Genomic DNA, 24825 nt, shown 5'->3' with positions numbered 1-24825 from the left:
AACCACATGTTGAAAATACAAATATGCCGCCGGTCCTCAGCCATTTGAATGCCCATTGCCATACTGCTCCTCCTGGATTGGATACATTAAACAGAGGCAGAAATATCGAGTTGGTCTGGATCCTGCAAAGCCCCTGCTAACCCCCGTTGATAAAAACGTTCGAATGCCATTTCGAGAGGAGCAGGATTTATGCCAATCCCTAATGAAAACTATAGCCCCAAGCTGTGTAACGACGATCTGGCCCCCACGCGTGACCAGAACTGGAGCTGGTACAACATCTTTTCTTTCTGGATGTCGGATGTACACAGCATGGGCGGTTATGTGGTGGCCGCCAGTTTCTTCGCCCTCGGCCTGTCGAGCTGGCAGGTGTTGGTTTGTCTGCTGGCGGGCATTTGCATCGTGCAACTTTGCGCTAATTTGGTGGCTAAACCCAGCCAACTGGGCGGCGTGCCCTACGCAGTATTAAGCCGTCAGGCGTTTGGGGTGTTCGGCGCCAATATTCCGGCGGTGATCCGTGGCATGATCGCCTTCGCCTGGTACGGTATCCAAACCTATCTGGCCTCCAACGCGTTGATGCTGACGCTGCTGAAATTCTTCCCGTCGCTGGAACCGATGACCCAGCCGCATTTCCTCGGGCTGTCACAACTGGGTTGGGTCTGTTACATCACCATGTGGCTGTTGCAGGCGATGGTGTTTTGGCACGGCATGCAGGCGATTAAGCGTTTTATCGATATTGCCGGCCCGGCGGTGTACCTGGTGATGTTCGCGCTGGCAGGCTGGATTGTTTACCGCGTCGGCTTCTCCAACCTTTCACTCACTCTCGCCAGTAAAAACCTGAGCACCGGTGAACAAGGTTGGCTGATGCTGACCGCCACCGCACTGGTGGTGTCCTATTTTTCCGGACCGCTGCTTAACTTTGGTGACTTTACCCGCTACGGTAAAAGCTATGCAGAAGTGCAGCGTGGCAACCGCTGGGGTTTGCCGTTCAACTATTTGTTGTTCTCGCTGGTAACCGTAGTGATCGTTTCCGGCACCCTACCGCTGTTCGGGCAGCTCATTACCGACCCGATCGCAACCGTCACCCGCCTCGACAGCGATATTGCCGTCGCCCTTGGCTTGTTGACCATGATTGTCGCCACTATCGGTATCAATATCGTGGCCAACTTTGTGTCGCCGGCGTTTGATTTTTCCAACTGCTCGCCGCAGAAGATCAGCTTCCGCACCGGCGGGATGATCGCCGCCGTTGGCTCATTCTTGCTGACGCCGTGGAACCTGTTCCAGTCACCCGAACTGATTCATTACACGCTGGATGTTCTGGCTGCCTTTATCGGCCCGCTGTTCGGCATTCTGTTGGTGGACTTTTACATCATCAAGCGCGGCGAACTGCACGTCGACGACCTGTATAACGCCACGCCAAACGGCCGTTATTGGTACAAGAATGGGTTCAACCCAAATGCGATTTGGGCTTTGGTGCCGTCGGTGATTATCGGGCTGGCGATCAGTTTCACGCCGAGCCTGCATCAGGTGGCAAATTTCAGTTGGTTTATCGGTGCGGCACTGGGTGGGGGATGTTATCGAGTCATTGCCCGCCGCGAATGGGCAGCCAATCAGGCGGTGACCTTTGCCAGGGCAGAATTGAGCAAAGATTAAAAACAACGAAGCCCTGAGTTATTGCTAACTCAGGGCTTCTTAATGTTGGCGGAACGGACGGGGCTCGAACCCGCGACCCCCTGCGTGACAGGCAGGTATTCTAACCAACTGAACTACCGCTCCGCGCCGTTCTTCTCTTTCGAGAGGAACGAGGCGCATATTACGGTTGAGCCACTAAGCCGTCAATGCCTTTTTCTTACCAAATGAACCGTTTGCACAGTTTTTCAGCTAACAGCGCCGAAAGATTATCGGCCCAGATTAAAACCGCGTTATTCCACTTCTGTACGCCAAAGGCAACTGCCTCCCTTTTTCGCCACTAAATCCAGACGCGCTTCATGGGCTACCACTTCTTCATCGCTGGCATAGACGACTTTCATCGTCGTCGCCGGGCGCACAATACGCTGAATGTCCTGCGTTGAATTGCTATTTTGCGTATCGCCTTCCATCTGGAATGCCATCGACGTCTGCCCACCGGTCATCGCCAGGTAGACTTCCGCCAGGATCTCGGCATCGAGCAAGGCGCCGTGCAGCGTACGCTTGCTGTTGTCTATCTCGTAACGGCTGCATAACGCATCGAGGTTGTTACGCTTGCCCGGGAACAGGCGGCGCGCCATTAACAGGCTGTCGGTGATGGTACAGAAGGTATCGGTCTTCGGGATGCCCTGCTGCAGCATGCGGAATTCGTGATCCATAAAGCCGATGTCGAACGCCGCGTTATGGATGACTAACTCACCACCGCGGATAAAGTCGAGAAACTCATCGGCAATTTGGGCAAAGGTCGGTTTATCCGCCAGGAATTCGTCGCTGATACCGTGAACCCCGTAAGCCTCGGGATCCACCAGCCGGTCCGGCTTGATGTAGACGTGGTAATGACGACCGGTCGGGCGACGGTTAATCACTTCCAGCGCACCAATTTCAATGATGCGGTGGCCTTCGTAATGTACCCCGAGTTTGTTCATACCGGTGGTTTCGGTATCGAGGACAATCTGTCTGGTGGTTGTAGAGATCATATTGCAGTGCTCGCAGCGCTCGTTTATGTCAGACTTGGCTTTTATAAAACTGATAGGAAGAGTCTACCAGAGATGCTCAAACAGGTAGAAATTTTCACCGACGGCTCCTGCCTTGGCAACCCGGGCCCCGGTGGTTATGGCGCAATATTGCGCTATAAGCAAACTGAAAAAACCTTCAGCGCGGGCTTCCGCCTGACCACCAACAACCGCATGGAGATGATGGCGGCAATTGTCGCGCTGGAAGCTCTGACCACCCCGTGCGAAGTGACTTTGAGCACCGACAGCCAGTATGTGCGTCAGGGCATTACCAGTTGGATCCACAACTGGAAAAAACGCGGCTGGAAAACGGCAGACAAGAAACCGGTCAAGAATGTCGATTTATGGCAGCGGCTGGATTTGGCCATTCAACGCCATACCATCAAATGGGAATGGGTCAAGGGCCACGCCGGCCATCCGGAAAACGAACGCTGCGACGTGCTGGCGCGCGATGCGGCCGGCAATCCTACCCAGGATGATGTCGGTTATAAACCGGAAAGTTAAGGCAGTTTACGATAACTCTTGGTCGCGCCGACGGCGCGGCTGAGAGAAGGCTTCCTCGCACCGAACTTCATCGGTGTTGGCGTCAGCGGCAAAGTACGCTTACGCGCCACAATCACGCTCATGCAGCCCAGCGCAGGCAAATGGGTGCATAAAAACTTCCCGCCTTTACGCTGCCACGGCAACACGTGAAAACGCGACTGGTGCAGTACTTCATAATTCAGCAGGCTCAGCCAGTCCAGCAGGCGCATTTGGGTAAACATCCGGCTGACATAAGGCTGACGATGGCGTAATCCGGGAACCAGTTTGCCTAACCCCAATAAACTGAACGGATTGAAACTGCTGATCACCAGCCAGCCGTCGTCAATCAACACTCGATCAACCTCACGCAGCATGCGGTGCGGGTCGTCAGCATAGGACAGCGTATGCGCGAGCAGGCAGGCATCCACCGATTTGGCGGCAAAGGGCAGTTGGTAAGCATCCGCGACCACCTGCAGGTTATCTCCTTCCAGGCCTACATTCACCTGATGAGAAATGGCGCATTTGTCGGTCGCCAGACTGGCACTGAGATTACCGAGCTTTAGCAGGTGGAAACCAAACAGCTTCGACCACCAGGGTTGCAACTGCCGCTCCAGCGCCTCACGATAGTATTCCCCCCACGGCAACTCCGCCCAGGACTGTGGGCCGGTGAGCTTTTGTAGAGTATGGGCTGGTTTCATGATTTATTATCTTCTTTCAAGCCGTTGCCAACGAGAGGTCCAACATGAATCTTATCAGCATTCCCGCCTTCCAGGACAATTACATTTGGTTATTGGATAACCAGCAGGGGCATTGCATTATCGTCGATCCCGGCGAAGCGCAGCCGGTATTGGAAACTCTGGATCGCCTGAGTCTGACACCTGACGCGATCCTGCTGACCCACCATCATCACGATCACGTTGGTGGCGTAGCGCAAATTGTGGCGCGTTATTCCGGGTTGAAAGTCTATGGCCCGCAGGAAACTGCCGACAAAGGAGCCAACCACATCGTTCATGACGGTGAAACCATCGAAATTAACGGCCAGGAATTCGCCACAATCGCGGTTCCCGGACATACGTTGGGCCATGTAGCATTCTATAGCGCACCTTATCTGTTCTGCGGAGACACTATTTTCTCTGCCGGCTGCGGAAGGCTTTTTGAAGGAACCGCAGAGCAAATGTACGACTCATTTCAACAACTCGCGCAACTTCCCGATAACACCTTAATTTGTTGCGCGCATGAATATACGCTTTCAAATCTTAAGTTTGCGCGAGCTATTTTGCCGGAAGATCGACACATTGAAACATATCAGCAACAAGTTGAGGCGTTACGGGCAAAAGGCCAACCCAGCGTGCCCACCACGCTACAATTAGAGCGTAAAATTAACCTATTTTTACGCTGCCATGACACTGATTTACAAAGTAAATTAGGCTTTCACACACCACCACAACAGCTTCATTCAGTTTTTTCCGAATTACGCCTGCGAAAAGACAACTTCTGAGCTTTTAGTTGTGTTGTTTGGCGAAGCAAAGTATGATTGCTCGTCTTTTAAGCAACTATATTGACACACACATGAAGGCTAAAGCGATATTTCTCGCCTCAGTCTTGCTAGTGGGGTGCCAGTCGTCCAGGCAGGACGCACCGGCCCCAGAACAGCATGCACAGAGTTTGTCTTCGGCAGGTCAAGAAGGTGAAGCAGGAGAGTACACAGCGAATGGTCGAGCGAGCTCGGCGCGGTGGCTAGATAACAATAGTGGTGCCGCGCAACAGAACCTGTGGAACTTCATTAGCGACGAGCTGAAGATGGAGGTTCCGGAAAATTCCCGGATCCGTGATCAAAAAAGAAAGTACCTAAAAAGTAAGAGCTATCTCCACGATGTAACATTACGGGCAGAGCCGTACATGTACTGGATAGTCGGGCAGATTAAGAAACGCAATATGCCGATGGAACTGGTACTGCTACCCATAGTGGAGAGCGCTTTTGACCCCCACGCCACGTCAAGTGCCAACGCCGCAGGGCTATGGCAAATCGTGCCGCAAACGGGTCGGAATTATGGTTTGAAAAACAACCAGTGGTATGACGGGCGACGCGATGTCGTGGCCTCGACGACTGCTGCGCTTGATATGATGCAGTATTTGAACCGCATGTTTAACGGTGACTGGTTACTGACCATTGCCGCTTATAACAGTGGTGAAGGCCGTGTCATGCAGGCGGTTAAGGCGAATAAACGCCAGGGTAAGCCAACCAATTTCTGGGCATTGTCGCTTCCACGTGAAACGTCAATTTATGTCCCGAAAATGCTGGCGCTGAGCGACATCATTAAAAACAGCAAGAAGTACGGTATCAATCTGCCCAAGACTGATAACACCCGTGCACTGGCGCGTATTGATGTTGGGCAGCAAATACAGTTAACTCAGGCGGCTGAGATGGCTGGGCTTTCACTGACCAAGATGAAGGCTTACAACCCAGGCTACAAAAAAGGCGTTACGGCACCCAACGGGCCCCATTACATTATGGTTCCCAAAGGTCATGCCGATCAGCTGAAAGACTCGTTGGCCGATGGCCAGATCGCAGTGACCAAGCCAACCACTCAGTTGGCGAAAAACAGCGGTTTGACTGGTGGCAGCTCGTATAAAGTGCGCTCTGGCGACACGATTTCGGGTATTGCCAAGCGGTTGAATATCAAGTCCAGCGATTTGCAGAGTTGGAACAATTTGCGCGCCAAGAGCACGCTAAAAGTTGGGCAAACCCTGCAAGTGGCCAGCAACACCGGCAGTAACAGCAGTATCACCTACCAGGTTCGTAAAGGTGATTCGCTTGCCAGTATTGCACGTCGTCACGGCGTCGATATTAACGACGTGATGCGTTGGAACTCAACGCTTGCCAAGGCTAACAACAGCCTGCAACCAGGTCTGAAATTGACCTTGTTTGTCAGCGATAAAACGTCGCCGGATACCTAAATTTTCGGCACAAAAAAAGCACCCTTCGGGGTGCTTTTTTATTGTCTGAATGCTAGCAAACATTACCAGTGTGGTTTGTCGGCCTCTGGGTGAAACTCCACCAGCAGCGGATTATGATCCGATGCACTGGTCACCAGCACCGAAGCTTCTGCTACCCCCATATTGCGATAAAACACAAAGTCCAGCGGGCGGCCAAATGCCTTGCGGCGGTGATCGTCGGTAAAGTTCACCTCACGCAACGCCATATCACTGGCAAACTGATACAGCGCATTAATTCGCTTACGGCTCCAGGCATTAAAATCCCCGGCCATGATCACCGGCCCATGGTGATTGGCAATCTGCTCACCAATCGGCCCCAGCTGCTTGCTGTAAACGTCCACGCCCAGGCTGAAATTCACCGCATGGATATTCACCACCATCAAAAGCTGACCGTTAAACAACGGGTAGACGGTAATCAGCGCCGACTTGGACAGCCGCAGCAATGGCTCACGTTCACGCAATGGGCAACAATAGACCGGATGCGCCGCCGCCAGCGTCATTACGCCGGAAGGATGCTGAGGCAACACAAATGCCGGCACCTGATCGGCAGCCAGATAGTTTGACGTGGCAAAGCTCACCAGCTCAGGCGTGGTTTGCGCCTCCTGCAACAGTACCAGCTGCGCATCCTTGCCATAACTTTTCAGCACCGAAAGCCAATCGGCCCGCTGCTGTTTAAAGATATTCCACACCATCACCCGTAATGCGCCGGACGTGGGCAATGCAGCCCCAAGCGGCAGCGGTTGGTTGATGGCGCCAGGGAAAATTCGCTCAACTGGCTGACCTGCAACATACCTCATTGCATAAGTTCGTTTCGGCACGCTATTCGCCTATTTCCCATTAGGATAAAACTGGCAGTGACATTCCCGCCAACAATGAATTGATTATACGCCTGCCCTCGGCTGACGGCATGGCTTTTAGGGGTTATACCCTTTCAGTTATAGGGGCGTGATTCAAGGATTTCAATATTCTGACAGTATATGTGTGTAAAGGTTGGCGGCAGCGTGTCATAAATGCGAAAAGGCCCGCAAAATGCGGGCCAGAGAAGAGAGCGTGAGGAGGTTTAGGCCAGTTGCGACCGGTATTTCTTATCCAGCCGCCCACTCAGGGCAACCAACAATAGAGCCACCAGCACAATCAAAGCACCAATCCACGGGGTCTGAGCCAGCCCCAGGGTGGCTACCGTTTGCCCACCAATCACCGAACCCAGCGCAATGCCCACGTTGAAAGCCGCAATGTTCAGGCCGGAAGCCACATCCACCGCGTTTGGCGTGTACTGTTCGGCTTTCTGTACCACATACACCTGCAGACCTGGAACGTTACCGAAGGCAAACACCCCCATCACGATTACCGTCAGCAGTGCGGCAATGCTGTGGCTGGCGGTGAACTGGAACACCAGCAGCAAAGCGGCTAATGCGGCAAAAATAAAGCTGAGTGCGCGTACCGCCCCGTGACGGTCTGCCAGTTTGCCGCCCCAAATGTTGCCAATCGCCACCGCAATGCCGTAGGCCAACAGGATCCAGCTGACTGCCGGGGCTGAGAAACCCGCCAGCTCCTGCATCATCGGTGCCAGGAAGGTGAAAGTCGTGAACACCCCGCCGTAACCCAGTGCAGTAATGGCGTAAATCAGCAACAAGCGCGGATGAGTCAGCACCTTGAACTGCTCGCCAATACTGGCGCTGGCCTGATTTTTAATGTTGTTTGGCACCAAAATAGCGCTGGCTACGGTGGCGATTACGCCAATCAGCGATACTGCCAGGAAGGTTTCACGCCAGCCAAAGTGCTGACCGATAAAGGTTCCCAATGGCACCCCTGTCACCAGCGCCACAGTCAGGCCACCAAACATGATGGCGATCGCCGAAGCGGCCTTCTCTTTCGCGACCAGGCTGGTCGCAATGGTAGAACCGATTGAGAAGAAGACCCCGTGAGACAGGCCGGTCAGCAAGCGAGCCACCACCAGCGTCCCATAGCCAGGTGACTGCCAGGCCAATAAGTTACCGAGAGTGAACAGCACCATCAGGCTGATCAGCAGCAACTTACGCGGCACGCGACCGGTTAACGCGGTCAGCACCGGTGCGCCGATGGCCACGCCGATAGCATAGATGGTCACCAGCAGCCCGGCAGAAGGCACGGTCACCCCCAGCTGTTCTGCGATAGTCGGGATAAGTCCGACAATTACGAACTCCGTGGTGCCGATAGCAAAGGCACTGATGGTCAATGCAAGTAATGCGAGAGGCATCTTTTTACTCCAAATAGCATTCAGGTTGATGGCGGCTATTATCGACCCGTGCTTAAATGATAAAAATGCTCAAAATATCAAATTAATTTTGCCAAAGGAGCAACAGTGAAAGCGAATTCTGATGAGTTAATTACCTTTGTCACCGTGGTGGAAAGCGGTAGCTTCAGCCGGGCAGCAGAACAACTGGGTCAGGCCAACTCGGTGGTCAGCCGCACGGTCAAGAAGCTGGAAGCCAAGCTGGGCGTGACGTTGCTCAACCGCACTACGCGCCAGATCAGTCTGACGCAGGAAGGGGAAAACTATTTCCGTCAGGTGCAGAAGGTACTGAGTGATATGGCTGCGGCGGAGAATGCGCTGATGGAGAGCCGTCAGCGCCCGCAGGGGCTGCTGCGCGTCGATGCCGCCACGCCGGTAGTGCTGCACGTCTTGACCCCACTGGTGGCCGAGTTTCGGGCGCTTTATCCGGAAATGTCGCTGTCGCTGGTGTCATCGGAGAACTTTATCAACCTGATTGAGCGTAAAGTGGATATCGCCATCCGCGTCGGCGAGTTGACCGACTCCAGCCTTAAGGCGCGCAAGCTGATGACCAGCTACCGGCGCGTCCTGGCCTCGCCCGCGTATTTGGCGCAGTACGGCACACCGGGCACCGTGGAGGAGCTGGAACAGCACAGCTGTATAGGGTTTAACGATTTGCCCAGCCTCAACCGCTGGCCACTGGCCTGTGCTGATGGCCGCCAGTTGGAAATTACCCCGAGCCTGACCACCAACAGTGGGGAAACCCAGCGTCACCTGTGCCTGCACGGCAACGGTATTGCCTGCCTGTCGAATTTTATGATTGATGCAGATATCCAACGCGGCGATCTGGTGCCGATTTTGGTTGAAGAAACTCTGCCGGTAGCAATGCCGGTTAACGCGGTGTATTACAGTGACAGCGCGGTCAGCAACCGGCTGCGCAGCTTTATCGATTTTATCAGTGAGCGCCTGGCGTAATAAAAAAGGCGCCCATTTGGGCGCCCCGATGTGTTCGCTGTGAAAAATCAATCCCAGTTGGGTGCCAGGCCTTCCGGGCTGACCAAGCGACCATTGTTTTCCAGCCTGGCGATCTCTGCCATTTCATCAGCGGTCAGCGTCAGTTGCTGAGCCAACAGGTTGCTCGCCAGGTTTTCACGCTTGGTTGATGATGGGATCACCGCGTAACCCAGTTGCAGCGCCCAGGCCAGGATAACCTGAGCCGGGGTGGCATGGCGGCGTTCCGCGATAGCCTTGATGGTCTCATCCTGCAGCGCCTGACCATAGGCCAGCGTCATGTAAGAAGTGATGGCGATACCGTGCTGCTGGGCAAACTCCACCACTTTTCGATTCTGCAGATAGGGCGACAGTTCGATCTGGTTAGTGGCGATCTGATCGCTACCCACGGCATCAATCGCCTGTTGCATCAGATCCAGCGTGAAGTTGGACACCCCAATCTGGCGGGTCAGGCCCAGTTTTTTGGCTTCCGCCAGCTCGGTCATAAACTCGGCCACCGAGACTTCGTCATTCGGCGAAGGCCAGTGGATCAAAGTCAGATCAACATAGCGGGTTTGCAGTTTACTCAGGCTTTCTCGCAGACTTGGGATCAGCTTGCCCTTTGCCAGGTTGGCGATCCAGATTTTGGTGGTGATAAACAGCTCGTCACGTGGCACGCCACTGGCAGCGATCGCCTGGCCCACTGCCGCTTCGTTTTCATAGATTTGTGCGGTATCAATGACGCGATACCCCAGTTCCAGCGCGGTACTGACCGAGTCGATGACAACCTGCTCCTGAAGACGGAAGGTACCTAAGCCAAATGCAGGGATGCTCATAATTTTATTCTCTCATTAGGATGTTGAAGCGATATGGGAGGATTATGGCAACTGTTTTGTTGATCAAAAACGCCCTATTGTGCATAAGACTTTTGATTAAAAGGCAACAATTGCCGGAGTGAGCCCCCGGCAACGCAAAATTACGCCCAGCGGCGCAGGATCAGTGAGGTATTGATGCCGCCAAACGCGAAGTTGTTCGATTGCACAAACTCGGTCTCAATCTGGCGATAGCCGCCCATGATGTAGTCCAGATCGCCACAGGCGCTGTCCGGCTCACTGAGGTTAATGGTCGGCGCAAAGCGGCCTTCACGCATCATTTCCAGCGTCATCCAGGCCTCCAGTGCGCCGCAGGCCCCCAGCGTATGACCAAAATAACTCTTCAGCGAGGAGATTGGCGTGCGATCGCCGAAAATCGCCGCCGTTGCCTGACTTTCTGCGATATCTCCACGATCGGTCGCCGTACCGTGGGCACTAATATAGCCAATATCGCGGCTCGCCAGCCCGGAGGCCTTCAACGCTTGCTGCATGCAGATTTGCATGGTTTCCTGCTGCGGCTGGGTAATATGTGCCGCATCGCAGTTGGTGGCGAAGCTGATAATCTCGCCGTAAATGGTGGCCCCCCGCGCCAGCGCGTGCTCCAATGACTCCAGGATCAGCGTACCCGCACCTTCGCCAATCACCAGTCCGTCACGTTGACGGTCAAACGGACGTGGCGAAAGCTCTGGGTGATCGTTCTGCTGGCTGGTGGCAAACAGCGTGTCGAACACCGCCGCCTCGGAAGGGCACAGCTCTTCGGCACCGCCCGCCACCATCACTGTCTGATAACCGTGGCGAATGCTCTCGTAAGCGTAGCCAATGGCCTGACTGCCCGAGGTACAGGCGCTGGAAGTCGGGATCACCCGGCCGCGCAGGCCGAAGAACAGGCCGGTATTCACCGCCGCAGTATGAGGCATCATTTGCACATAAGTGGTGCCGGTAATATTGCCGGTGTGCTTCTCGGTTAACATGGTGGCAAACTCGCTGACCGGCTTGGTACTGCCGGTCGATGACCCATAGGCGATGCCGGTCTCGCCATTGGTCAGTACCGCCTCCCCCAGCAGCCCAGCCTGCTCAAGTGCCAGTTCGGTCGCGCGGGTGGCCAACAATGAAACCCGCCCCATCGAACGAATGCGCTTGCGGGTATAGTGCTCCGGCAAGACGAAATTCTCGACCGGTGCGCCAAGGTGAGTGTTCAGCCCCTGGTACTCTTCCCATTGCGTCATGTAACGCACCGCATTCTTGCCCTGCTGCAGGCGGCTGGATACGTCTGCCCAGCTATTACCAAACGCGGTCACGCCGGCCATGCCGGTCACTACCACTCGTTGTGTCATACCATTCCTCCATTAATGGAAATGACCTGCCGCGTCACATAGCCGGCAATATCCGACATCAGATAGCTGGCCAGCCCGGCCACCTCTTCCGCCGAGCCCATGCGTTTAAGTGGGATAGCGCGCATCGCTTCATCCAGCGCCGCCGGCTCCATATCGATCATGCCGGTGTCAATCAGGCCAGGGGCGATACAGTTAACGGTGATTTTGCGTTTCGCCAGCTCAATTGCCAGTGCCTTGCAGGCACCGATCACCCCAGCCTTGGCCGCACTGTAGTTGACCTGACCACGGTTGCCCATCACGCCGGAAACCGACGACAGCGCGACGATCCGTCCGCCCTTGCGCAGGCCAATCATCGGCATAACGCAGGGGTGCAGCACGTTGTAGAAACTGTCGAGATTGGTATGGATCACGCCATCCCAGTCGTCTTCGCTCAGCGCAGGGAATGCGCCATCGCAGGTAATACCGGCATTGTTTACCACGCCATAATAGGCACCGTGAGTAGCAATATCCTGCTCCAGCACCTCGCGGCACTGGTTACGATGGCTGATATCAAACTGAATCAACCGCCCTTGCCCGCCGGCGCTGACAATATGCTGCAGTGTGTGTTCGGCCCCGGTCTTATCGCTGTGGTAGTGAACGGCTATCAAAAAGCCATCGGCAGCCAGGCGGCAGGCGATGGCCTGACCGATCCCTTTACTGGCGCCGGTGACTAAAACGGAACGCATCATGCGTCTCCCCTTAAGGTCGTCAATTGAATAATTTCTTGTTGATCAGGCTGATAGGTATTCAGCCTGCCCTGTGCGATGCGCACATTATCGATACTGATTTCACACTCGAAACTGGCTAACTTTTCGTCTTTCAACAGTTGCTGCACGCTAACCAACAGCTCGCTGCCAGCGGGAAAAGCCGGTAATTCGCAATGAATCGCCCGCCCCCCCAGCAGCATGCCGAGTTGCGGCGGCTGCGCGCTCTGGCGGCCATGCCAGCCACTCCAGACGCCAATCGCCTGCGCCATCAGCTCAATGCCATACCAACCCGGCAGTGCACCTTGTGCGTCAAGAAACGGCGCCAGCACGCCGTCGCTACTCACCGCAACAGCGCATCGGGCATGCTCTTCCCCCACTTCAAGCACCTGCTCCAGCAGCACCATGGGAGAGGCATGGGGCAGATAGTATTCGGCAGCATGATAATGATTCATCGGGCATCCCCCAGCAGCAGACAAGCATTGTTACCGCCAAAGGCGAACGAATTGGACAAAATCGCACGCTGGCCCAGCGGTTGCGGCTGACAAACCAGACCGATCGGTGCCAGTTCGGCATCGCGCGGCACGCGGCTGAAATCTTGTTGCGGCAGCGGCAACGGCTGAGTCAGCAATAGCCAACTCAATGCCGCCTCCACCGCACCGGCCGCCCCCAGCGTGTGGCCAGTGAGATGTTTGGTAGAACTGCAGGGCGTCTCGGGGCCAAACAGGCGATTGATTACCTGCGCTTCAACCTGATCGTTCAGCCGCGTAGCCGTGCCGTGCAGATTAATATAACCAATTTGCCCGGCATTGAGCCCTGCCTGCCGCAGCGCCATGCTGATGGCCCGTTCTGCCCCCTCACCGGCGGGATGCGGTGCTGACATATGCCAGGCATCGGATGATTCACCAACGCCCAACAGCGCCACGGCTGCCGGTTCGCGTGTTAACAGCATCAATGCCGCTGCCTCGCCGATATTAATGCCACTGCGCCCGGCCGCGAATGGCGTACAACGTTGTGCGGACAGTGACTCCAGGCTGTTGAAACCGTTAATCGGCATTTGGCACAGGCTGTCGGCACCGCCGACAATCGCGGCGTCCACCAGCCCGGCGTCGATCAACCGCTTACCACTGATGATGGCTCGCGCGCTGGAGGAACAGGCCGTAGACAGGGTATAGGCCGGGCCCGTCGTTGCAAGAAAATCACTGAGGAACAGGCCTGGGTCACCCAACTCCTGTTGCTGATAATCGTAACCCGGCGGCCACTGCCCTGCCTGATACTGTTGAAGCGCCAGCTCACCTTCGTGGATGCCGGAGGTGCTGGTGCCCATAATCACCGCGACACGATCCGCGCCGTAGCGGGCGATGGCTGCACGTACGGGTGTCTCGATCTGCGCCAGCGCCGCCAACAGCAGGCGGTTATTGCGCGAATTATGCCGCTTGAGGGGTTCAGGAATGGCGGGCAGCTCGCCCTGTACGTTACCGAACCAGGAAGGTTCCCCGCCAATCAGCCACTGCGTCTGCTGCTGCATGCCGGGCGAGACGCCAAGCGCCAGATTTTCCGCGATCTGCGACAGGCTGTTGCCCAACGCATTCACCATCCCTACGGCAGAGAAATAAACCATTATTCGCTCCCCAGATTCTGAATGGTGATGCGGTAGTGAAAGGCGGATTGGGCGATCGACTGCGGTTCACGCCGCCCATCTGCCTGTTGGTAATGGATTTCGCTGATGATCGCCCCTCGATCGTCATACAGCCGACGCACCTGCGGTTGCTCCTCCAGGCGCCATCCGGCGGGCAATAAAGGCTGCCAGTCAGTCAGCGGCCAGTAGCTCAGCATAATGTCGGCCAATACCTGACTGGCGGGCGGCAACTCGCCCACTTTGATCAACTGTTCGGTATGGATCCCCTGACGATCGTAGGTCAGATTGAACAACCGGATACCGAGCGGCGACATGCCCACCAGTTGCAGGCGCTGGCCGTCGGCATTGAGCAACACCAACATCGAATGCTGCTGTCCTTTCACTTCGGCGGTCAGCAACTGCTGCTGGCTGAATGACTGTGCCAGCGTCGGTGCGGGTAATGTCACCCGAGTGCCGGGTTTCAGCCACGCCTGCGGCAGGGTTTGATTCTGCGAACCGGCGCAGCCAACCAGCAGGGTGCCCAGCATTAACAGCATCATTCGTAAGCCACGCATCAGGCTTTTCCTCTTTTTCTTCTAGTTGCTAACGTCAATGGTGCCAACACAAAGGCCACGGCGATACCGCTGCTTAATACGATGCCAAAACTGCTGATGGCCTGAGTATGGCTCAGCACCAGCATGCCAAAGGTCAGTTGGGTGGTGAGTACCGCCATAAAGATGGCAAACATCGAGGTGGTCGGCGTGCCCCGGGGATTGGTAAAGAACAGCGTATAGTTAATGCCGATCCCCAATACCAGCACCAGTGCCAGCAGCGAGAACAGGTTCAGCGTATGGCCGCTCAAGGCCAATACCGCAATGCCGCTGCCCAGTGACAGCAGCGTCGGCACCATACAGCGCAGACCGTGACGCAGGCCAAAACGCCACAGATAAATCAATGCGATCGCCGTCACCGACAGCATCAGCAGATAGGAAAGATACAGCCGATACTGGCCAAAAAGCTCACTGAATTCGGTTTTACGGTCGATCCAACCCGTGCCCGGTACCTGTTCAGCCAGGGCCTGCATCGCCGCGCTGTTCTGCACGCCGTTGACCGGTACCAGCGCCGCACTGCGCCCATCGGGCAGAGACAACCACAGTAGCCGCCAACCCTCGCTGACCACGCTGCCCAGCCACTGCTCCGGTTGCACCCATTCCGGGGTTAAATCGGGAGCTTTCAGGGTCAGGTCTGCCTGCTGTAATTGCGTCATCACCTGCGGTGCCACCCGTTGCAACAGGGCGATGTTCTGCTGCTGGCGCAGAAGCGAAGGCAGAGGTAACAGACGATAATCCGCCAGCACGCCCTGCCGCTTTGCCTGTGCCAGCCTGGGTTGCAGCTGCTCGATGCGCTGCAACAACTGTTCGGCATTTTCGCCGTACACCACCAACCATTTCTGATCGTTATGCTGCCCGGTCAACGCCGCGATACGCTGTTCCTGTTGTTGCAACGCCGCGGGTAAAGCCTGCAATTGGCCAATATCGTCGTCGACCTTCAACTGACTGAAACCCGCCACCACCAGTAACAACACCGCCGTGGGCAGCCCGTAGCGCAGCAAGCGCCGATGGCGCCAGGCGTGCAGCCAGCCCAGGATCAGCCGCAGCCCCGGTGCCGGACGCACCGGCAGCCGACGCGACAAACCTGGGTACCAACAAATGACGGTGAGGCAGGCGGCGCTTAGCCCGGCAGCGGCAAACACCGCCAGCTGTTGCAGGCCCGGGAAGGGAGCAATTAATAGCGCCAGATAGGCAACCACGGTGGTCAGCAAGGCCATCGACAACGCGGGCAACAGCTTCTGCAAGCTGGCCAGCGGCGTTGATTGGTCACCGTGTACCATACGTTCAGTCAGGAAATAGAGCGTGTAATCGGCCGAGATGCCGACAATGCTGATGCTCAACACCAGCGTCATCAAATGTATTTCGCCAAAAGCCAATAGCGTGGCGACGGTGCCCGCCAGCGCCCCCATCCCCACGGATAATCCGCACAACAGCAGAGGCAGTGGCGAACGGAACATCAACAACACCAATAAGAACACGCCAACTACCGACGCCAGGCCAATAGTCGAAATATCTCGCTCGGCCTGTTGGCTGGCGTAGTTGCTGTAAAACAGCGTACCGCGGTTGAGTACCTCTGCCCCCGGCCAGCGCTGCTGCAGTTGCTGTTGCAACGCGCTCAGTTTGTCTACCGTGCGTCGGGCACTGCTGATGTCATACGAAGAGGCGCTCAACTCGGCGTGCAGCAGATACCAACTGCGGCCCTGCGCATCGCGCGCCACCAGCCAGCCATTGGACAGGCTCAGCAAGCCACCGTTTTGCTGCTGCGCCAACTGCGAGGCACGTACCAGCATCAGCGGATCATTAGCCAGCTCCTTGCCGCTGACCCCGGCGAAGGCGGAATAGAGTTGCCCGAGGATCCACTGACTTTGCGCGTCCGCGCCCTGCTGCAAGCGCTGCCGGGTAGTATCATCGAGCAGCACATTGCGGTGCTGATAGAAAAAACGCCCCCACTGCTGCTGACGCTGCGCATCCATAGGCCCGCCTACCTGCTGTAGTTCAGGCATCTGGCGCAACTGCTGCCACCACCAGCTTACCGCAGCGCTGTCCGCTCCCGGCGGCGGGCTGACCAACCACATCAGTTGCCGGTCGAGCCGACGGCTGAAACCTTCGGCCAGTTCATCCGGCACGCCCACCAGTTGCTGCTTCGGTAATAACGCCAAAACGCTGCTGTTGATCTGGCTGCGCGGCAGCAGCCAACACAGTGCCGCCAACAGCAGCAGGCAAATCGCCAGCCAGCCAAACGCCAGCCGCCGGTGCAGCTCAGGACGCAAAACGCTGTTGCTCCCCGGCGGTTAGCGTCTGGGGGGCCGTACGCTGGTTAAAGAAGCGGATATGGGTAGCGTCACTTTGCATATCATCGATATCAATGGTTTCCAGGAATTGCGCACCATTGAGGGTGATACGCCTGAAAAGCTTGTCGAGCGGTGTGGTTTTCGGTGTCAGCACCAGTCGCCATTGGTTATTACCCAGGTCGCTGAACTGCAAAGCAAAGTTTTGCTCCAGTGCCTGACTGTCGGCATGGAATAATGCGGTCAGCAAGTGGTTGAACTGGAACATCTGCGGATTGTTTTCTGCCGTCACCACCTGCGGCGGCTGGCCGGCCAGAGTTTGCACCATACGCTTATCATCCAGCAGCAGGGTCAGCGGGAAAGGTTTCTGTTGTGCCCACCACAGCCCTTTTTGTTGTGAAATCAGCAATTCACCGCTGGATTTCAGGGGTTTCACCATACCGCTGATGCTGCGCTGCTGTTCGAACTCGGCGCGCAGCACCGGCTGTTGGCTAAAGCGCTGTTGCAGCTCCGGCAGCGTGACCGCCTGGACGCTCAGGCTGAAAAAGGTGATAAAAAACAATATCCCGTACTTCATTGCGCCCCCTCAATGTTGTCTAACAGCACCTGCGGCGACACAAAGCACATCTCTTTGCTGTCGGCCTCTACCGCTACCTGAATGGTATGACCGCGAGTAGTGAGTTTGCCGTTATCCGCATCAAGAATGCGGTAACCAATGCGCAGGCGGTTTTCATACTCTTCCAGTTCGGCACAGACAATGATGCGCTGCTCAAACAGTACCGGCGCGATGTATTTCACGCGCGTATCGACGATCGGCCAGACATAGCCCGAAGCCTGCATCTGCCGATAACCGTAATTAAACTGTTTGAGTAGCGCTTCACGCGCGACTTCGAAATAACGGAAGTAGTTGCCGTGCCATACCACGCCCATGGCATCGGTATCATGGAAAGGGATAGCGATTTCAATGCTGACGGAAAATCGCGGATCGTCTTTTAGCTTCATGTCTCAGGCCCCTGTTGCGCTGACGGCTGTGCCGCCAAGTGCCAGAAATCGAAAAAATTAAACCAGTCGAGCGGTGCCAACAGGCAATAATGCTCCAGCCGCGCGGCATAATTGTCCACCGCATCTTGCAATGCCTGCTGGCGCTGCTGGCGGGGTAATAACAGCGGATCGGCAAAGGGTTCGAAATAAACGTTAAGACACCCCTGCTGCTTGAGGCCGAACATCAGAAATACCGGACAACGCAGAGCCGCGGCCAGGACAAATGGCCCCTGAGGAAACGGCGCCGGTTGGCCAAGGAAGTTGCTCCACACCACGCGCGGTTGCTCACCCCGCTGATGCTTGCCGGCCGAGGTGCGATCGCCGACGATCGCCACCCATTCACCGGCATCCAATTTGTCTTGCAGACGCATAGCCGTTTCTGGCCCCAGCGACGTCACCTGGATCATGTTCAGATTTGCTCGCGGATTGACCTCTTTCATCACCTGATTGAAGCGTTCGGCGTGCTCGGTAAACACCAGGGCATTTACCTTTACGCCAGAATCCAGCTCACCCAGTGCGCGGCAAGACTCGATATCCCCCAGGTGTGAAGCCAGGATCAGCGTGCCTTTTCCGGACGCTATCTGCCGTTCACAACATGTACGATCCACCAGACGAATGTCATTGAGCTCCCCGCGCCAGCTCGCCAGCTTGTCGAGCATCGCATCACCAAATCTCATAAAGTGACTGAAACTGTTGAGCGCTGCAGGCAATGGCTGTTGCCGCTGCTCGGCGAATTGCCGCAGGCGCTGCAGGTAGTCGCGTGATGCCTCACGCTGGCTACGCCCGGTCAGCCAGAAATAACCGATCACCGGATACAACAATAATTGAAATACCCGGCGGCCAAACAGTCGGTAGACTTGTAACATCAGCCGGATGCCCCACAGGCCGTGGCGCTCCTGGGTTGCCGACCAGTGTTGCGGACTGGCCGTTCGTCGGCGCTGGCGCAGCAGACGAGGAATACGCGGCAACATGCCGAAGAACAAACGGGTATGCATCCAGGAAATACGCAGGTTATCGCGTAGTGCGTCAAAATGAGAAACACCGTCAACCGGATAGGTCACGCGCGTCGGCAGAAAACGGCTGGGCACGCCCTGCCAGTACAGCCTGACCATCACTTCGGTATCGAAATCCATTCGTTTGCCGAGCGCATGACACGTCGTTAACGCCAGCGTCGGAGCCACCGGGTAAACGCGGAAACCGCACATGCTGTCTTTCAGCGACAGCGACAGGGTTTCTATCCACACCCAGACATGGGTGGCATAGCGACCATACAGGCGTGCTTTTGGCACTGAGCTGTCGTAAATCGGTCGGCCGGAAATCAGACAGTCTGGATGAGCGCGGGCTTCGTCAATCATTGCCGGAATGTCACTCAGTTGATGCTGGCCGTCGGCATCCACCTGTAGAGCGTGGCTATAGCCCTGCCGTTGCGCCAGTTGCAGACCGGCGATCACCGCCGCTCCTTTTCCCTGGTTTTTATCCAGCCGCATCAACCTGACCCACGGCCGGTCAGCAGCCAGTCGCTGTAGCTCCTTGGCGGTGCTGACATCGCTGCCATCGTCCACTATCAGGCATGGCAGGCGATAATCGGCTAACCGGGTCAGCACTGCAGCCATCATCTGTCCGTGATTGAAACAGGGGATAATAATGCAGGGAGTAAAGGGAGCTTTCACTGACATAATGAGATCTTGCCGCTGCTGGCGGTCGCCTCGCCCACGCGGTAGCTGAACAACAGCTTATGCCGCGCTGGCTGCCATTCAAGCTGCAATAACACGCTTTGCTCCGGCAGTAAGGGCTGTTGAAATTTCACCACTTCAATGCCTTTGAACCCGGCCTCGACAGCCAGCAACTGGCGGGCATACTGCATCACCCAGTTCAGTTGGGTGACTCCCGGCAGGATCGGATGTTCAGGAAAATGGCCGCGAAACCAAAATAGCTCTGTGGGCAAACGCAGCAGCAGGCTGGCATGGGTAGCATCGCTCACCTGCTGTTGCAGCACCTCAGGTTGCATCATAAAAACAGCTCCTGTAGTTCAGCATAGGCGCGCTTACCCTGCGGATTCAGAGGGATAGCCTCAATAATACGCCAACGGCGCGGCAGGGCCACCGGCTCAAGCCAGCCCCGCAACGCCTGATGCAATTCGCGGGTTAACTCCCCTTCTGACAATTTTTGTCGACGAGTTTCACCATAGGGGGACAACACTATCGCCGCGACCAATACTGTGCGCCCGGTTTGCTGCTGGGTTAGCACGGCAGCATCGGCGACCTCCGGCAGGGAAATCAGCCGGCGCTCAACTTCGGTCAGCGACAGACGTTTTTCTTCCAGCTTGATAATGCGGTCAGCGCGGCCGTTTAGCTGAAATTGCCGACCATCCGGCGCGAGCTGAATAACATCGCTTAGAGTAAGTTCACCGGTATCGGGTATCAGGGGCGACGCAACATTCATGCTGTTATCTGGATTTGCCGTTAACGTCACGCCGGCAAACAATCGCCACAGAGTGGCTTCCTGAACTTGTTTGCGCCATGCCAGCGTGCCGGTTTCCGTTGTGCCGTAAATTTCCAGCGGCAATACACCCAATGCTCGCTGCGACAGATTAGCTTCCGCGTAAGAGAGCGGGCCGCCGGCGGAAAATACCTCAACACACTCTGCCAGTGCCAAACGGTTATCCAAACGCTTAAGCCAGGCGGGGCTGCTGATAAACAGCAAACGCCGCCCCTGATGCAGGGCAATCAACTGCTCGTGATACTGCGTTAACTGCGCATCAAACGGCAGGCCAAAAGCCAGTGGCAGGAACACGCGAAAGCTCAGGCCATACATATGCTGGTGAGAGACCGACGCTGCCACGCTGCAACCCTGAAAGACATCCTTCCAGCTTGCGGCCAACAGTTCGCTTTCACGATCCATGCAGGCAACGGACTTGGTCACTGCCTGTGGTTGGCCGGTCGAACCGGAAGTATAAAGGATAAAACGCGGGTCTTGCGGCCAGGCAGGCAGTGCTACCTCCGTACTGCCCCCTTCTGCTACCGGTAAAACCGGTACATCGAGATCGAGGGCTAAATCAGTGAGCAGTGCGTCGAAGTCTGCCCGCTGCTCTTTGAGGATAGCTTCGCGCTGATGACCAAAAATTACCGGCATTCTGTTGGCATACAAAGAGGCCAACAACGCAACGGCAAAACGATAGCTATCATCAAAACACAGCGCCCAACGGCACTCTTCCCTGCTCACCAGTTTTGCAGCCAATGCGGCAACGTCACGGCGAAATTGGCCGAGATTGAATGTCTGATCGCCGCGCCAGGCGATCATCACTCCATTCTCACGCTTCGCGTTGAGCCATTGGCTCATCGGTAAACTCAGGCGCGTCTGACCCTTTTCCTGACTATCCATTCAATACCCATTAATGCCCCCATCAGCAGGTAGCTGATGCCGCCGTTATACAGCGTCCAGAGTGTGATATCCCCGGACAGACAGGTTGCCAGCGCTATTGCACCGTTAACAATAAAGAACCCGCACCAGACCTGAGTCACCTTGCGAGTATAAGCCACACCAGAGGCATCCAACTGTGGCTCGGTTATACGCGCCAATCGCTCCACCACTGTGGGGGGGGCAAACAACGAGTATGTAAACAGCAACAGCAGTAATGCGTTGACCAAGACCGGGTAATACAGCAGCCAATGGCTTTGCTTCAGCGCCCAACTGGCAAGCGCCAGCAAAATGCCGACAATCGCCAAGGCTTTGCCCAACCACATCTGCTGACGAAGTTTACCGCGTAGCAGTATTAGGCGTAAGGTGAAGACAGTCACCAGCATCGGGGCCAGGACGTTGGTGCCCCAGCGCGCCAAACCAAACCAGACCGCCAGCGGATAAAGCAGCAGCGCCAGCCAGGTCATGGCCTGTAACAGCCGCAACATCGGGTTTATCCAAAGGGACGTTTTCACCTTAACGCGGCGGCCTTAGCTGTCTGACTTAAGCAACTCATCAATGGCATCAACTACGTCTTGCACGGTGCGCACCGACTTGAACATTTCCGGTTTGATCTTCTTGCCGGTTGTTTTTTGCAGGTGCACCACCAGATCCACCGCATCAATGCTATCCAGCTCCAGCTCTTCGTACAGGCGGGACTCGGGCTTGATATCATCGGCATCCAGCTCAAACAGCTTGACCAGCAGTGCCTGAATTTGCAGGTAAATTTCTTGCTTATCCATGAAAACCCCTTATTTGCTACGCTGTGCAGAAACAAACTTTGCCAGCGTTTCCACGGAATAAAAATGTTGGCGCATATCCTGGCTTTCAGCCGACAGCACCACGCCATAACGGTTCTTTAATGCCAGGCCCAATTCCAATGCATCAATGGAATCCAGGCCCAGTCCATCACCAAACAGCGGTGCCTCGGCGTCAATCTCCTCCGGTGTCATACCTTCAAGATTGAGCGTATCAATGATCAATTGCTTGATTTCGGTGCTCAATAAATTCATTCCGCTATATCTCATTATTTATAGGTTCTGACTGTAAGGCGTCAGTTAAATGCTGGGTTAATCTTCTTGCCGCAAGGGCGGGAGAAACGTCATTTGCATGAATGAATGCGCGGGCGTCGATCTTATCCTGGACGGTGATATGGAACTGCGGCTTTATCGCCGGGATCTTATACCATTTACCTTGCTTCGTCAGCATGGGGGGATGGCAGTGAATATGCACCACCCGGATGCCACATTGCCCCCGTAGCGCAATATTGGCGGCCCCCCGCTGCAATGTCAGCGCCTTGCCCGGCGTAGTACGAGTGCCTTCCGGGAAGATCAGAATGGTCCCTCCGCTGGCCAGACGTTGGCGGCATTGTTCCAACAGAATATCCGACTGTGCATTAGCCAAATATCCCGCCGCTTTGATCACCCCACTGACAAACACATTATTCAGCAAGGCCTCTTTGACAATACAGTCGCAACGCGGCATTTGTGATGCCAATAGCACATAGTCCAACAGGCTGGGATGGTTGGCGATCACCAGACAGCCGCGATCCTCACTGAAGCGTTCTGCATTGTCGAAATGGTAATCCAGTACGCCGAAAAAACGCGTCGTTGCCAGGAAGAAACGGAAACTGTGACGGATTGAGTTCTGCGTTAAACGACTGCGCCGTGCGGGATCTCGCACTACCAGGCGCATCAGGTTAAACCAGACGCCAGACAGTAGCAGGCCACCCAAACCAAATAACGAAAAGCAAAACCCCGTAGCCACCACCCGCCAACAGCGATTAAACCATGAGGATTGTTCGGGAGCCGTTTGGGCAGGGATCGTTGTAGCCATCAGCGTTTCCACAACCAGCCGTGCCGCTGGCCCGGTACCGTAAATTCATCATCAGCGCCCAGCCATCCCCGTAAAAACGACAGGCCCTGTGGTTCCTGGTGATTCACCTGTTCGGTGGTTGTTGCCTGGCAGTGCAGCGTGCCACCACTTTCGAGCAGCAGGGCGACAGCATAGGGAATCGAATTTTCCGGCGCAAAAGGCCGGTAAACATCCGGTACGATCCCGTCGAAATCGATTAATAACACCCGTTCCGCACTGCCCGTGGCCAATACGGCCTGGGCCTCAATCATCCCCTGCTGAAAGCTGTCTTCGCCAGCGGCCAGTGAAGTGGTCGGCAAAGTATTCTTCGCCATAATAGTCAACCACCCCGCCGCTGTGTTGTGTACCGACATGGCAAAATCCGTTGGCGATAAAGGTTGTTGCTGATGCAGGTGCTGAAGAATTTTGTGCGTCCGTTCCAACTCGCCATGACGACTGGTAAATATCGCCATATCCGCCGGGGAATCCTTCAATAAGATCAGTCCGCTTTCTACCGCCAGGCGCGTTCCGATACTCATTCGACGCAGTGACATCATGGGGATATGAGAGCAACCGGGTAATACACCTGGGTATTCAGCGGTAAGAGCATTATCCGTAGCCCATTGGCGCCATGCATCACGCGTTCCACGATCGGGAGCCATTGCCCACCAACTGAGTATATTCATGTCGCCCGCCATTAAGGGTATTACCGGTCAGAAAAATTCCGTGGGTAAATTTATTATATCTAACCTCAGAATGCATTCCCAAAATTCCTATTTTTACGCGGAATATTCGATTAAACGATTAGGCTTACTTATCGACATAAGTTGGCAACACTTGAGAAAAAAGGGAATTATCACGATGAAAAGCAGCAGTATTTGTCGAATTATCCTGATGAGAGTATCTTAATCAGGGATCATCATGCATCACTTGCCCTGCATGATTAATACATTTCTTATTTACCAATACTCATGGACAAGAGAATGAAACCTTTAAGATTCATTTTGACAGGCGTTTTCGCCGCCATTCTGGTCACCGGTTGCGCAGGCACGTCTCCGGTGAAAAACGTCAGCCAAAATATTGCAGGTAGTCACAGTGATGCGCAGGTACGCCAGGCGATCCTCTCCGCTGGCCTGAGCCGCGGCTGGATCATGAACCCAACCGCTGACGGCGTGATTGACGGTAAGATCTTGCTGCGTGGCCACAGCGCAGACATCCGTATCACTTACAATACAAATAGTTATCAGATTAACTATATTGGCAGCGGAAATATGGATGCCAAAGACGGAAAGATTCACCCAAACTATAATCGCTGGGTAGCCAATCTCGATAAGGATATTCAGTTGGAACTGGCACGTCAGAATATTAAATAACGACAAAAATTTATTACCGGCAGGGATCCTACTGCCGGATATATTATCCTTTGTATTGGCATTCAACTCGGATAATTATTTATCAGAACAGATTTTCACCGCATAAATCACGCTGTGATATTCAATTTCGTTGGATTTTGCATATGAAAAAGCCCTGAGTCAGAGACTCAGGGCTTATC

Annotated in this window: 27 protein-coding genes and 1 tRNA gene; 6 read left to right on the top strand and 22 right to left on the bottom strand. The window is 55.2% G+C overall.

Going from position 1 to position 24825, the window contains the following annotated elements; translation table 11 throughout:
• Nucleotides 1-189: 189 nt before the first annotated feature.
• Complete coding sequence (locus tag E5C26_RS04530) at nt 190-1650, top strand: NCS1 family nucleobase:cation symporter-1 (protein WP_135315245.1); 1461 nt, start codon at nt 190-192, stop codon at nt 1648-1650.
• Between the two features lie 46 nt (nt 1651-1696).
• Here E5C26_RS04530 and E5C26_RS04525 read toward each other — a convergent pair.
• Both E5C26_RS04525 and dnaQ read right to left on the bottom strand, forming a co-directional pair.
• Nucleotides 1697-1773, bottom strand: a tRNA-Asp gene (locus E5C26_RS04525).
• 146 nt (nt 1774-1919) lie between these two features.
• Complete coding sequence (dnaQ, locus tag E5C26_RS04520) at nt 1920-2660, bottom strand: DNA polymerase III subunit epsilon (RefSeq protein WP_135315244.1); 741 nt, start codon at nt 2658-2660, stop codon at nt 1920-1922.
• A 72-nt stretch (nt 2661-2732) separates the two neighbouring features.
• Between dnaQ and rnhA the strand changes: the two genes are divergently transcribed.
• The gene (rnhA, locus tag E5C26_RS04515) at nt 2733-3200 is read left to right on the top strand and encodes a ribonuclease HI (RefSeq protein ID WP_135315243.1); all 468 of its coding nucleotides are present in this window, start codon (nt 2733-2735) and stop codon (nt 3198-3200) included.
• Here the strand turns inward: rnhA and E5C26_RS04510 are convergent.
• Nucleotides 3197-3916, bottom strand: coding sequence for a class I SAM-dependent methyltransferase (locus E5C26_RS04510; protein WP_135315242.1), 720 nt, complete (start codon nt 3914-3916; stop codon nt 3197-3199). The two genes, rnhA and E5C26_RS04510, sit on opposite strands and share 4 nt — an antisense overlap.
• A gap of 44 nt (nt 3917-3960) precedes the next feature.
• Between E5C26_RS04510 and gloB the strand changes: the two genes are divergently transcribed.
• Nucleotides 3961-4716, top strand: a complete 756-nt coding sequence (gene gloB, locus E5C26_RS04505; protein WP_135315241.1) for a hydroxyacylglutathione hydrolase — start codon at nt 3961-3963, stop codon at nt 4714-4716.
• 71 nt (nt 4717-4787) lie between these two features.
• Nucleotides 4788-6176 carry a murein transglycosylase D gene (gene mltD / locus E5C26_RS04500; RefSeq protein WP_206194237.1) on the top strand — a complete coding sequence of 463 codons (1389 nt, stop codon included), beginning with the start codon at nt 4788-4790 and terminating at the stop codon, nt 6174-6176.
• Nucleotides 6177-6238: 62 nt separating this feature from the next.
• Here the strand turns inward: mltD and E5C26_RS04495 are convergent, their stop codons facing one another.
• Together E5C26_RS04495 and E5C26_RS04490 are read right to left on the bottom strand one after the other, a co-directional pair.
• Nucleotides 6239-7033 (bottom strand): endonuclease/exonuclease/phosphatase family protein, encoded by a 795-nt coding sequence (locus E5C26_RS04495; RefSeq protein WP_135315239.1) that lies wholly within the window; start codon nt 7031-7033, stop codon nt 6239-6241.
• A gap of 242 nt (nt 7034-7275) precedes the next feature.
• Nucleotides 7276-8451: an MFS transporter gene (locus E5C26_RS04490; RefSeq protein WP_135315238.1), complete on the bottom strand. Its 1176-nt coding sequence runs from the start codon at nt 8449-8451 to the stop codon at nt 7276-7278.
• A 105-nt stretch (nt 8452-8556) separates the two neighbouring features.
• Here E5C26_RS04490 and yafC point away from each other — a divergent pair, with 105 nt between their 5' ends.
• A complete protein-coding gene (yafC, locus tag E5C26_RS04485) occupies nt 8557-9441 on the top strand; it encodes a DNA-binding transcriptional regulator YafC (RefSeq protein WP_135315237.1) in 885 nt (294 codons plus the stop codon).
• A gap of 47 nt (nt 9442-9488) precedes the next feature.
• On the opposite strand, the gene dkgB is transcribed toward yafC, so the two are convergent.
• From dkgB to E5C26_RS04400, 17 genes are all read right to left on the bottom strand, one after another.
• Entirely contained in the window at nt 9489-10292 is an 804-nt protein-coding gene (gene dkgB, locus E5C26_RS04480; protein ID WP_135315236.1) for a 2,5-didehydrogluconate reductase DkgB, read from the bottom strand.
• A gap of 140 nt (nt 10293-10432) precedes the next feature.
• Entirely contained in the window at nt 10433-11662 is a 1230-nt protein-coding gene (locus tag E5C26_RS04475; RefSeq protein ID WP_135315235.1) for a beta-ketoacyl-ACP synthase, read from the bottom strand.
• A complete protein-coding gene (locus E5C26_RS04470; protein ID WP_135315234.1) occupies nt 11659-12390 on the bottom strand; it encodes a 3-ketoacyl-ACP reductase FabG2 in 732 nt (243 codons plus the stop codon). The genes E5C26_RS04475 and E5C26_RS04470 overlap by 4 nt, the downstream gene beginning before the upstream one ends.
• Complete coding sequence (locus E5C26_RS04465) at nt 12387-12860, bottom strand: ApeP family dehydratase (protein WP_135315233.1); 474 nt, start codon at nt 12858-12860, stop codon at nt 12387-12389. The genes E5C26_RS04470 and E5C26_RS04465 overlap by 4 nt, the downstream gene beginning before the upstream one ends.
• Entirely contained in the window at nt 12857-14026 is a 1170-nt protein-coding gene (locus E5C26_RS04460) for a beta-ketoacyl-[acyl-carrier-protein] synthase family protein (RefSeq protein WP_135315232.1), read from the bottom strand. The genes E5C26_RS04465 and E5C26_RS04460 overlap by 4 nt, the downstream gene beginning before the upstream one ends.
• Nucleotides 14026-14598, bottom strand: coding sequence for a DUF3261 domain-containing protein (locus E5C26_RS04455; protein WP_135315231.1), 573 nt, complete (start codon nt 14596-14598; stop codon nt 14026-14028). The genes E5C26_RS04460 and E5C26_RS04455 overlap by 1 nt, the downstream gene beginning before the upstream one ends.
• On the bottom strand, nt 14598-16904 hold the full coding sequence (locus E5C26_RS04450) for an MMPL family transporter (protein WP_135315230.1): 2307 nt from the start codon (nt 16902-16904) through the stop codon (nt 14598-14600). The genes E5C26_RS04455 and E5C26_RS04450 overlap by 1 nt, the downstream gene beginning before the upstream one ends.
• Nucleotides 16894-17499: a LolA family protein gene (locus E5C26_RS04445; RefSeq protein WP_135315229.1), complete on the bottom strand. Its 606-nt coding sequence runs from the start codon at nt 17497-17499 to the stop codon at nt 16894-16896. Before E5C26_RS04445 ends, E5C26_RS04450 begins: the two co-directional genes overlap by 11 nt.
• Nucleotides 17496-17924 (bottom strand): acyl-CoA thioesterase, encoded by a 429-nt coding sequence (locus E5C26_RS04440; protein ID WP_135315228.1) that lies wholly within the window; start codon nt 17922-17924, stop codon nt 17496-17498. The genes E5C26_RS04445 and E5C26_RS04440 overlap by 4 nt, the downstream gene beginning before the upstream one ends.
• Nucleotides 17921-19639: a glycosyltransferase family 2 protein gene (locus tag E5C26_RS04435; protein ID WP_135315227.1), complete on the bottom strand. Its 1719-nt coding sequence runs from the start codon at nt 19637-19639 to the stop codon at nt 17921-17923. Before E5C26_RS04435 ends, E5C26_RS04440 begins: the two co-directional genes overlap by 4 nt.
• Nucleotides 19630-19974 (bottom strand): 3-hydroxyacyl-ACP dehydratase FabZ family protein, encoded by a 345-nt coding sequence (locus E5C26_RS04430; protein ID WP_135315226.1) that lies wholly within the window; start codon nt 19972-19974, stop codon nt 19630-19632. The genes E5C26_RS04435 and E5C26_RS04430 overlap by 10 nt, the downstream gene beginning before the upstream one ends.
• Nucleotides 19971-21344: an AMP-binding protein gene (locus E5C26_RS04425; protein ID WP_135315225.1), complete on the bottom strand. Its 1374-nt coding sequence runs from the start codon at nt 21342-21344 to the stop codon at nt 19971-19973. The genes E5C26_RS04430 and E5C26_RS04425 overlap by 4 nt, the downstream gene beginning before the upstream one ends.
• A complete protein-coding gene (locus E5C26_RS04420; RefSeq protein WP_206194235.1) occupies nt 21311-21868 on the bottom strand; it encodes a hypothetical protein in 558 nt (185 codons plus the stop codon). The genes E5C26_RS04425 and E5C26_RS04420 overlap by 34 nt, the downstream gene beginning before the upstream one ends.
• A 42-nt stretch (nt 21869-21910) precedes the next feature.
• The gene (locus E5C26_RS04415; protein ID WP_012005336.1) at nt 21911-22162 is read right to left on the bottom strand and encodes an acyl carrier protein; all 252 of its coding nucleotides are present in this window, start codon (nt 22160-22162) and stop codon (nt 21911-21913) included.
• A gap of 9 nt (nt 22163-22171) precedes the next feature.
• Nucleotides 22172-22432, bottom strand: a complete 261-nt coding sequence (locus E5C26_RS04410; RefSeq protein WP_017891685.1) for a phosphopantetheine-binding protein — start codon at nt 22430-22432, stop codon at nt 22172-22174.
• A 4-nt stretch (nt 22433-22436) separates the two neighbouring features.
• Nucleotides 22437-23255, bottom strand: a complete 819-nt coding sequence (locus E5C26_RS04405) for a lysophospholipid acyltransferase family protein (protein ID WP_135315223.1) — start codon at nt 23253-23255, stop codon at nt 22437-22439.
• Complete coding sequence (locus tag E5C26_RS04400; RefSeq protein WP_135315222.1) at nt 23255-23971, bottom strand: beta-ketoacyl synthase chain length factor; 717 nt, start codon at nt 23969-23971, stop codon at nt 23255-23257. Before E5C26_RS04400 ends, E5C26_RS04405 begins: the two co-directional genes overlap by 1 nt.
• Before the next feature lie 285 nt (nt 23972-24256).
• Between E5C26_RS04400 and E5C26_RS04395 the strand changes: the two genes are divergently transcribed.
• Entirely contained in the window at nt 24257-24646 is a 390-nt protein-coding gene (locus tag E5C26_RS04395) for a hypothetical protein (RefSeq protein ID WP_135315221.1), read from the top strand.
• Nucleotides 24647-24825 lie beyond the last annotated feature (179 nt).

The sequence above is a fragment of the Serratia proteamaculans genome (assembly GCF_004684015.1).
GTDB classification, from domain to species: Bacteria; Pseudomonadota; Gammaproteobacteria; order Enterobacterales; family Enterobacteriaceae; genus Serratia; species Serratia proteamaculans_F.
Note: the sequence above shows the minus strand (reverse complement) of the source record. Positions and strands in the feature narration are given on the sequence as shown.

Bases quoted from the DNA above. Each gene is read 5' to 3' on its own strand.
- E5C26_RS04415 (WP_012005336.1), bottom strand. From the start codon at position 22,162: ATGGATAAGCAAGAAATTTACCTGCAAATTCAGGCACTGCTGGTCAAG.
- E5C26_RS04475 (WP_135315235.1), bottom strand. From the start codon at position 11,662: ATGACACAACGAGTGGTAGTGACCGGCATGGCCGGCGTGACCGCGTTT.
- rnhA (WP_135315243.1), top strand. From the start codon at position 2,733: ATGCTCAAACAGGTAGAAATTTTCACCGACGGCTCCTGCCTTGGCAAC.
- E5C26_RS04445 (WP_135315229.1), bottom strand. From the start codon at position 17,499: ATGAAGTACGGGATATTGTTTTTTATCACCTTTTTCAGCCTGAGCGTC.
- E5C26_RS04470 (WP_135315234.1), bottom strand. From the start codon at position 12,390: ATGATGCGTTCCGTTTTAGTCACCGGCGCCAGTAAAGGGATCGGTCAG.
- E5C26_RS04400 (WP_135315222.1), bottom strand. From the start codon at position 23,971: ATGGCGGGCGACATGAATATACTCAGTTGGTGGGCAATGGCTCCCGAT.
- E5C26_RS04510 (WP_135315242.1), bottom strand. From the start codon at position 3,916: ATGAAACCAGCCCATACTCTACAAAAGCTCACCGGCCCACAGTCCTGG.
- dnaQ (WP_135315244.1), bottom strand. From the start codon at position 2,660: ATGATCTCTACAACCACCAGACAGATTGTCCTCGATACCGAAACCACC.
- E5C26_RS04455 (WP_135315231.1), bottom strand. From the start codon at position 14,598: ATGCGTGGCTTACGAATGATGCTGTTAATGCTGGGCACCCTGCTGGTT.
- E5C26_RS04490 (WP_135315238.1), bottom strand. From the start codon at position 8,451: ATGCCTCTCGCATTACTTGCATTGACCATCAGTGCCTTTGCTATCGGC.
- E5C26_RS04430 (WP_135315226.1), bottom strand. From the start codon at position 19,974: ATGATGCAACCTGAGGTGCTGCAACAGCAGGTGAGCGATGCTACCCAT.
- E5C26_RS04440 (WP_135315228.1), bottom strand. From the start codon at position 17,924: ATGAAGCTAAAAGACGATCCGCGATTTTCCGTCAGCATTGAAATCGCT.
- E5C26_RS04530 (WP_135315245.1), top strand. From the start codon at position 190: ATGCCAATCCCTAATGAAAACTATAGCCCCAAGCTGTGTAACGACGAT.
- E5C26_RS04460 (WP_135315232.1), bottom strand. From the start codon at position 14,026: ATGGTTTATTTCTCTGCCGTAGGGATGGTGAATGCGTTGGGCAACAGC.
- E5C26_RS04425 (WP_135315225.1), bottom strand. From the start codon at position 21,344: ATGGATAGTCAGGAAAAGGGTCAGACGCGCCTGAGTTTACCGATGAGC.
- dkgB (WP_135315236.1), bottom strand. From the start codon at position 10,292: ATGAGCATCCCTGCATTTGGCTTAGGTACCTTCCGTCTTCAGGAGCAG.
- gloB (WP_135315241.1), top strand. From the start codon at position 3,961: ATGAATCTTATCAGCATTCCCGCCTTCCAGGACAATTACATTTGGTTA.
- E5C26_RS04395 (WP_135315221.1), top strand. From the start codon at position 24,257: ATGAAACCTTTAAGATTCATTTTGACAGGCGTTTTCGCCGCCATTCTG.
- E5C26_RS04410 (WP_017891685.1), bottom strand. From the start codon at position 22,432: ATGAATTTATTGAGCACCGAAATCAAGCAATTGATCATTGATACGCTC.
- E5C26_RS04420 (WP_206194235.1), bottom strand. From the start codon at position 21,868: ATGTTGCGGCTGTTACAGGCCATGACCTGGCTGGCGCTGCTGCTTTAT.
- mltD (WP_206194237.1), top strand. From the start codon at position 4,788: ATGAAGGCTAAAGCGATATTTCTCGCCTCAGTCTTGCTAGTGGGGTGC.
- E5C26_RS04465 (WP_135315233.1), bottom strand. From the start codon at position 12,860: ATGAATCATTATCATGCTGCCGAATACTATCTGCCCCATGCCTCTCCC.
- E5C26_RS04405 (WP_135315223.1), bottom strand. From the start codon at position 23,255: ATGGCTACAACGATCCCTGCCCAAACGGCTCCCGAACAATCCTCATGG.
- E5C26_RS04435 (WP_135315227.1), bottom strand. From the start codon at position 19,639: ATGTCAGTGAAAGCTCCCTTTACTCCCTGCATTATTATCCCCTGTTTC.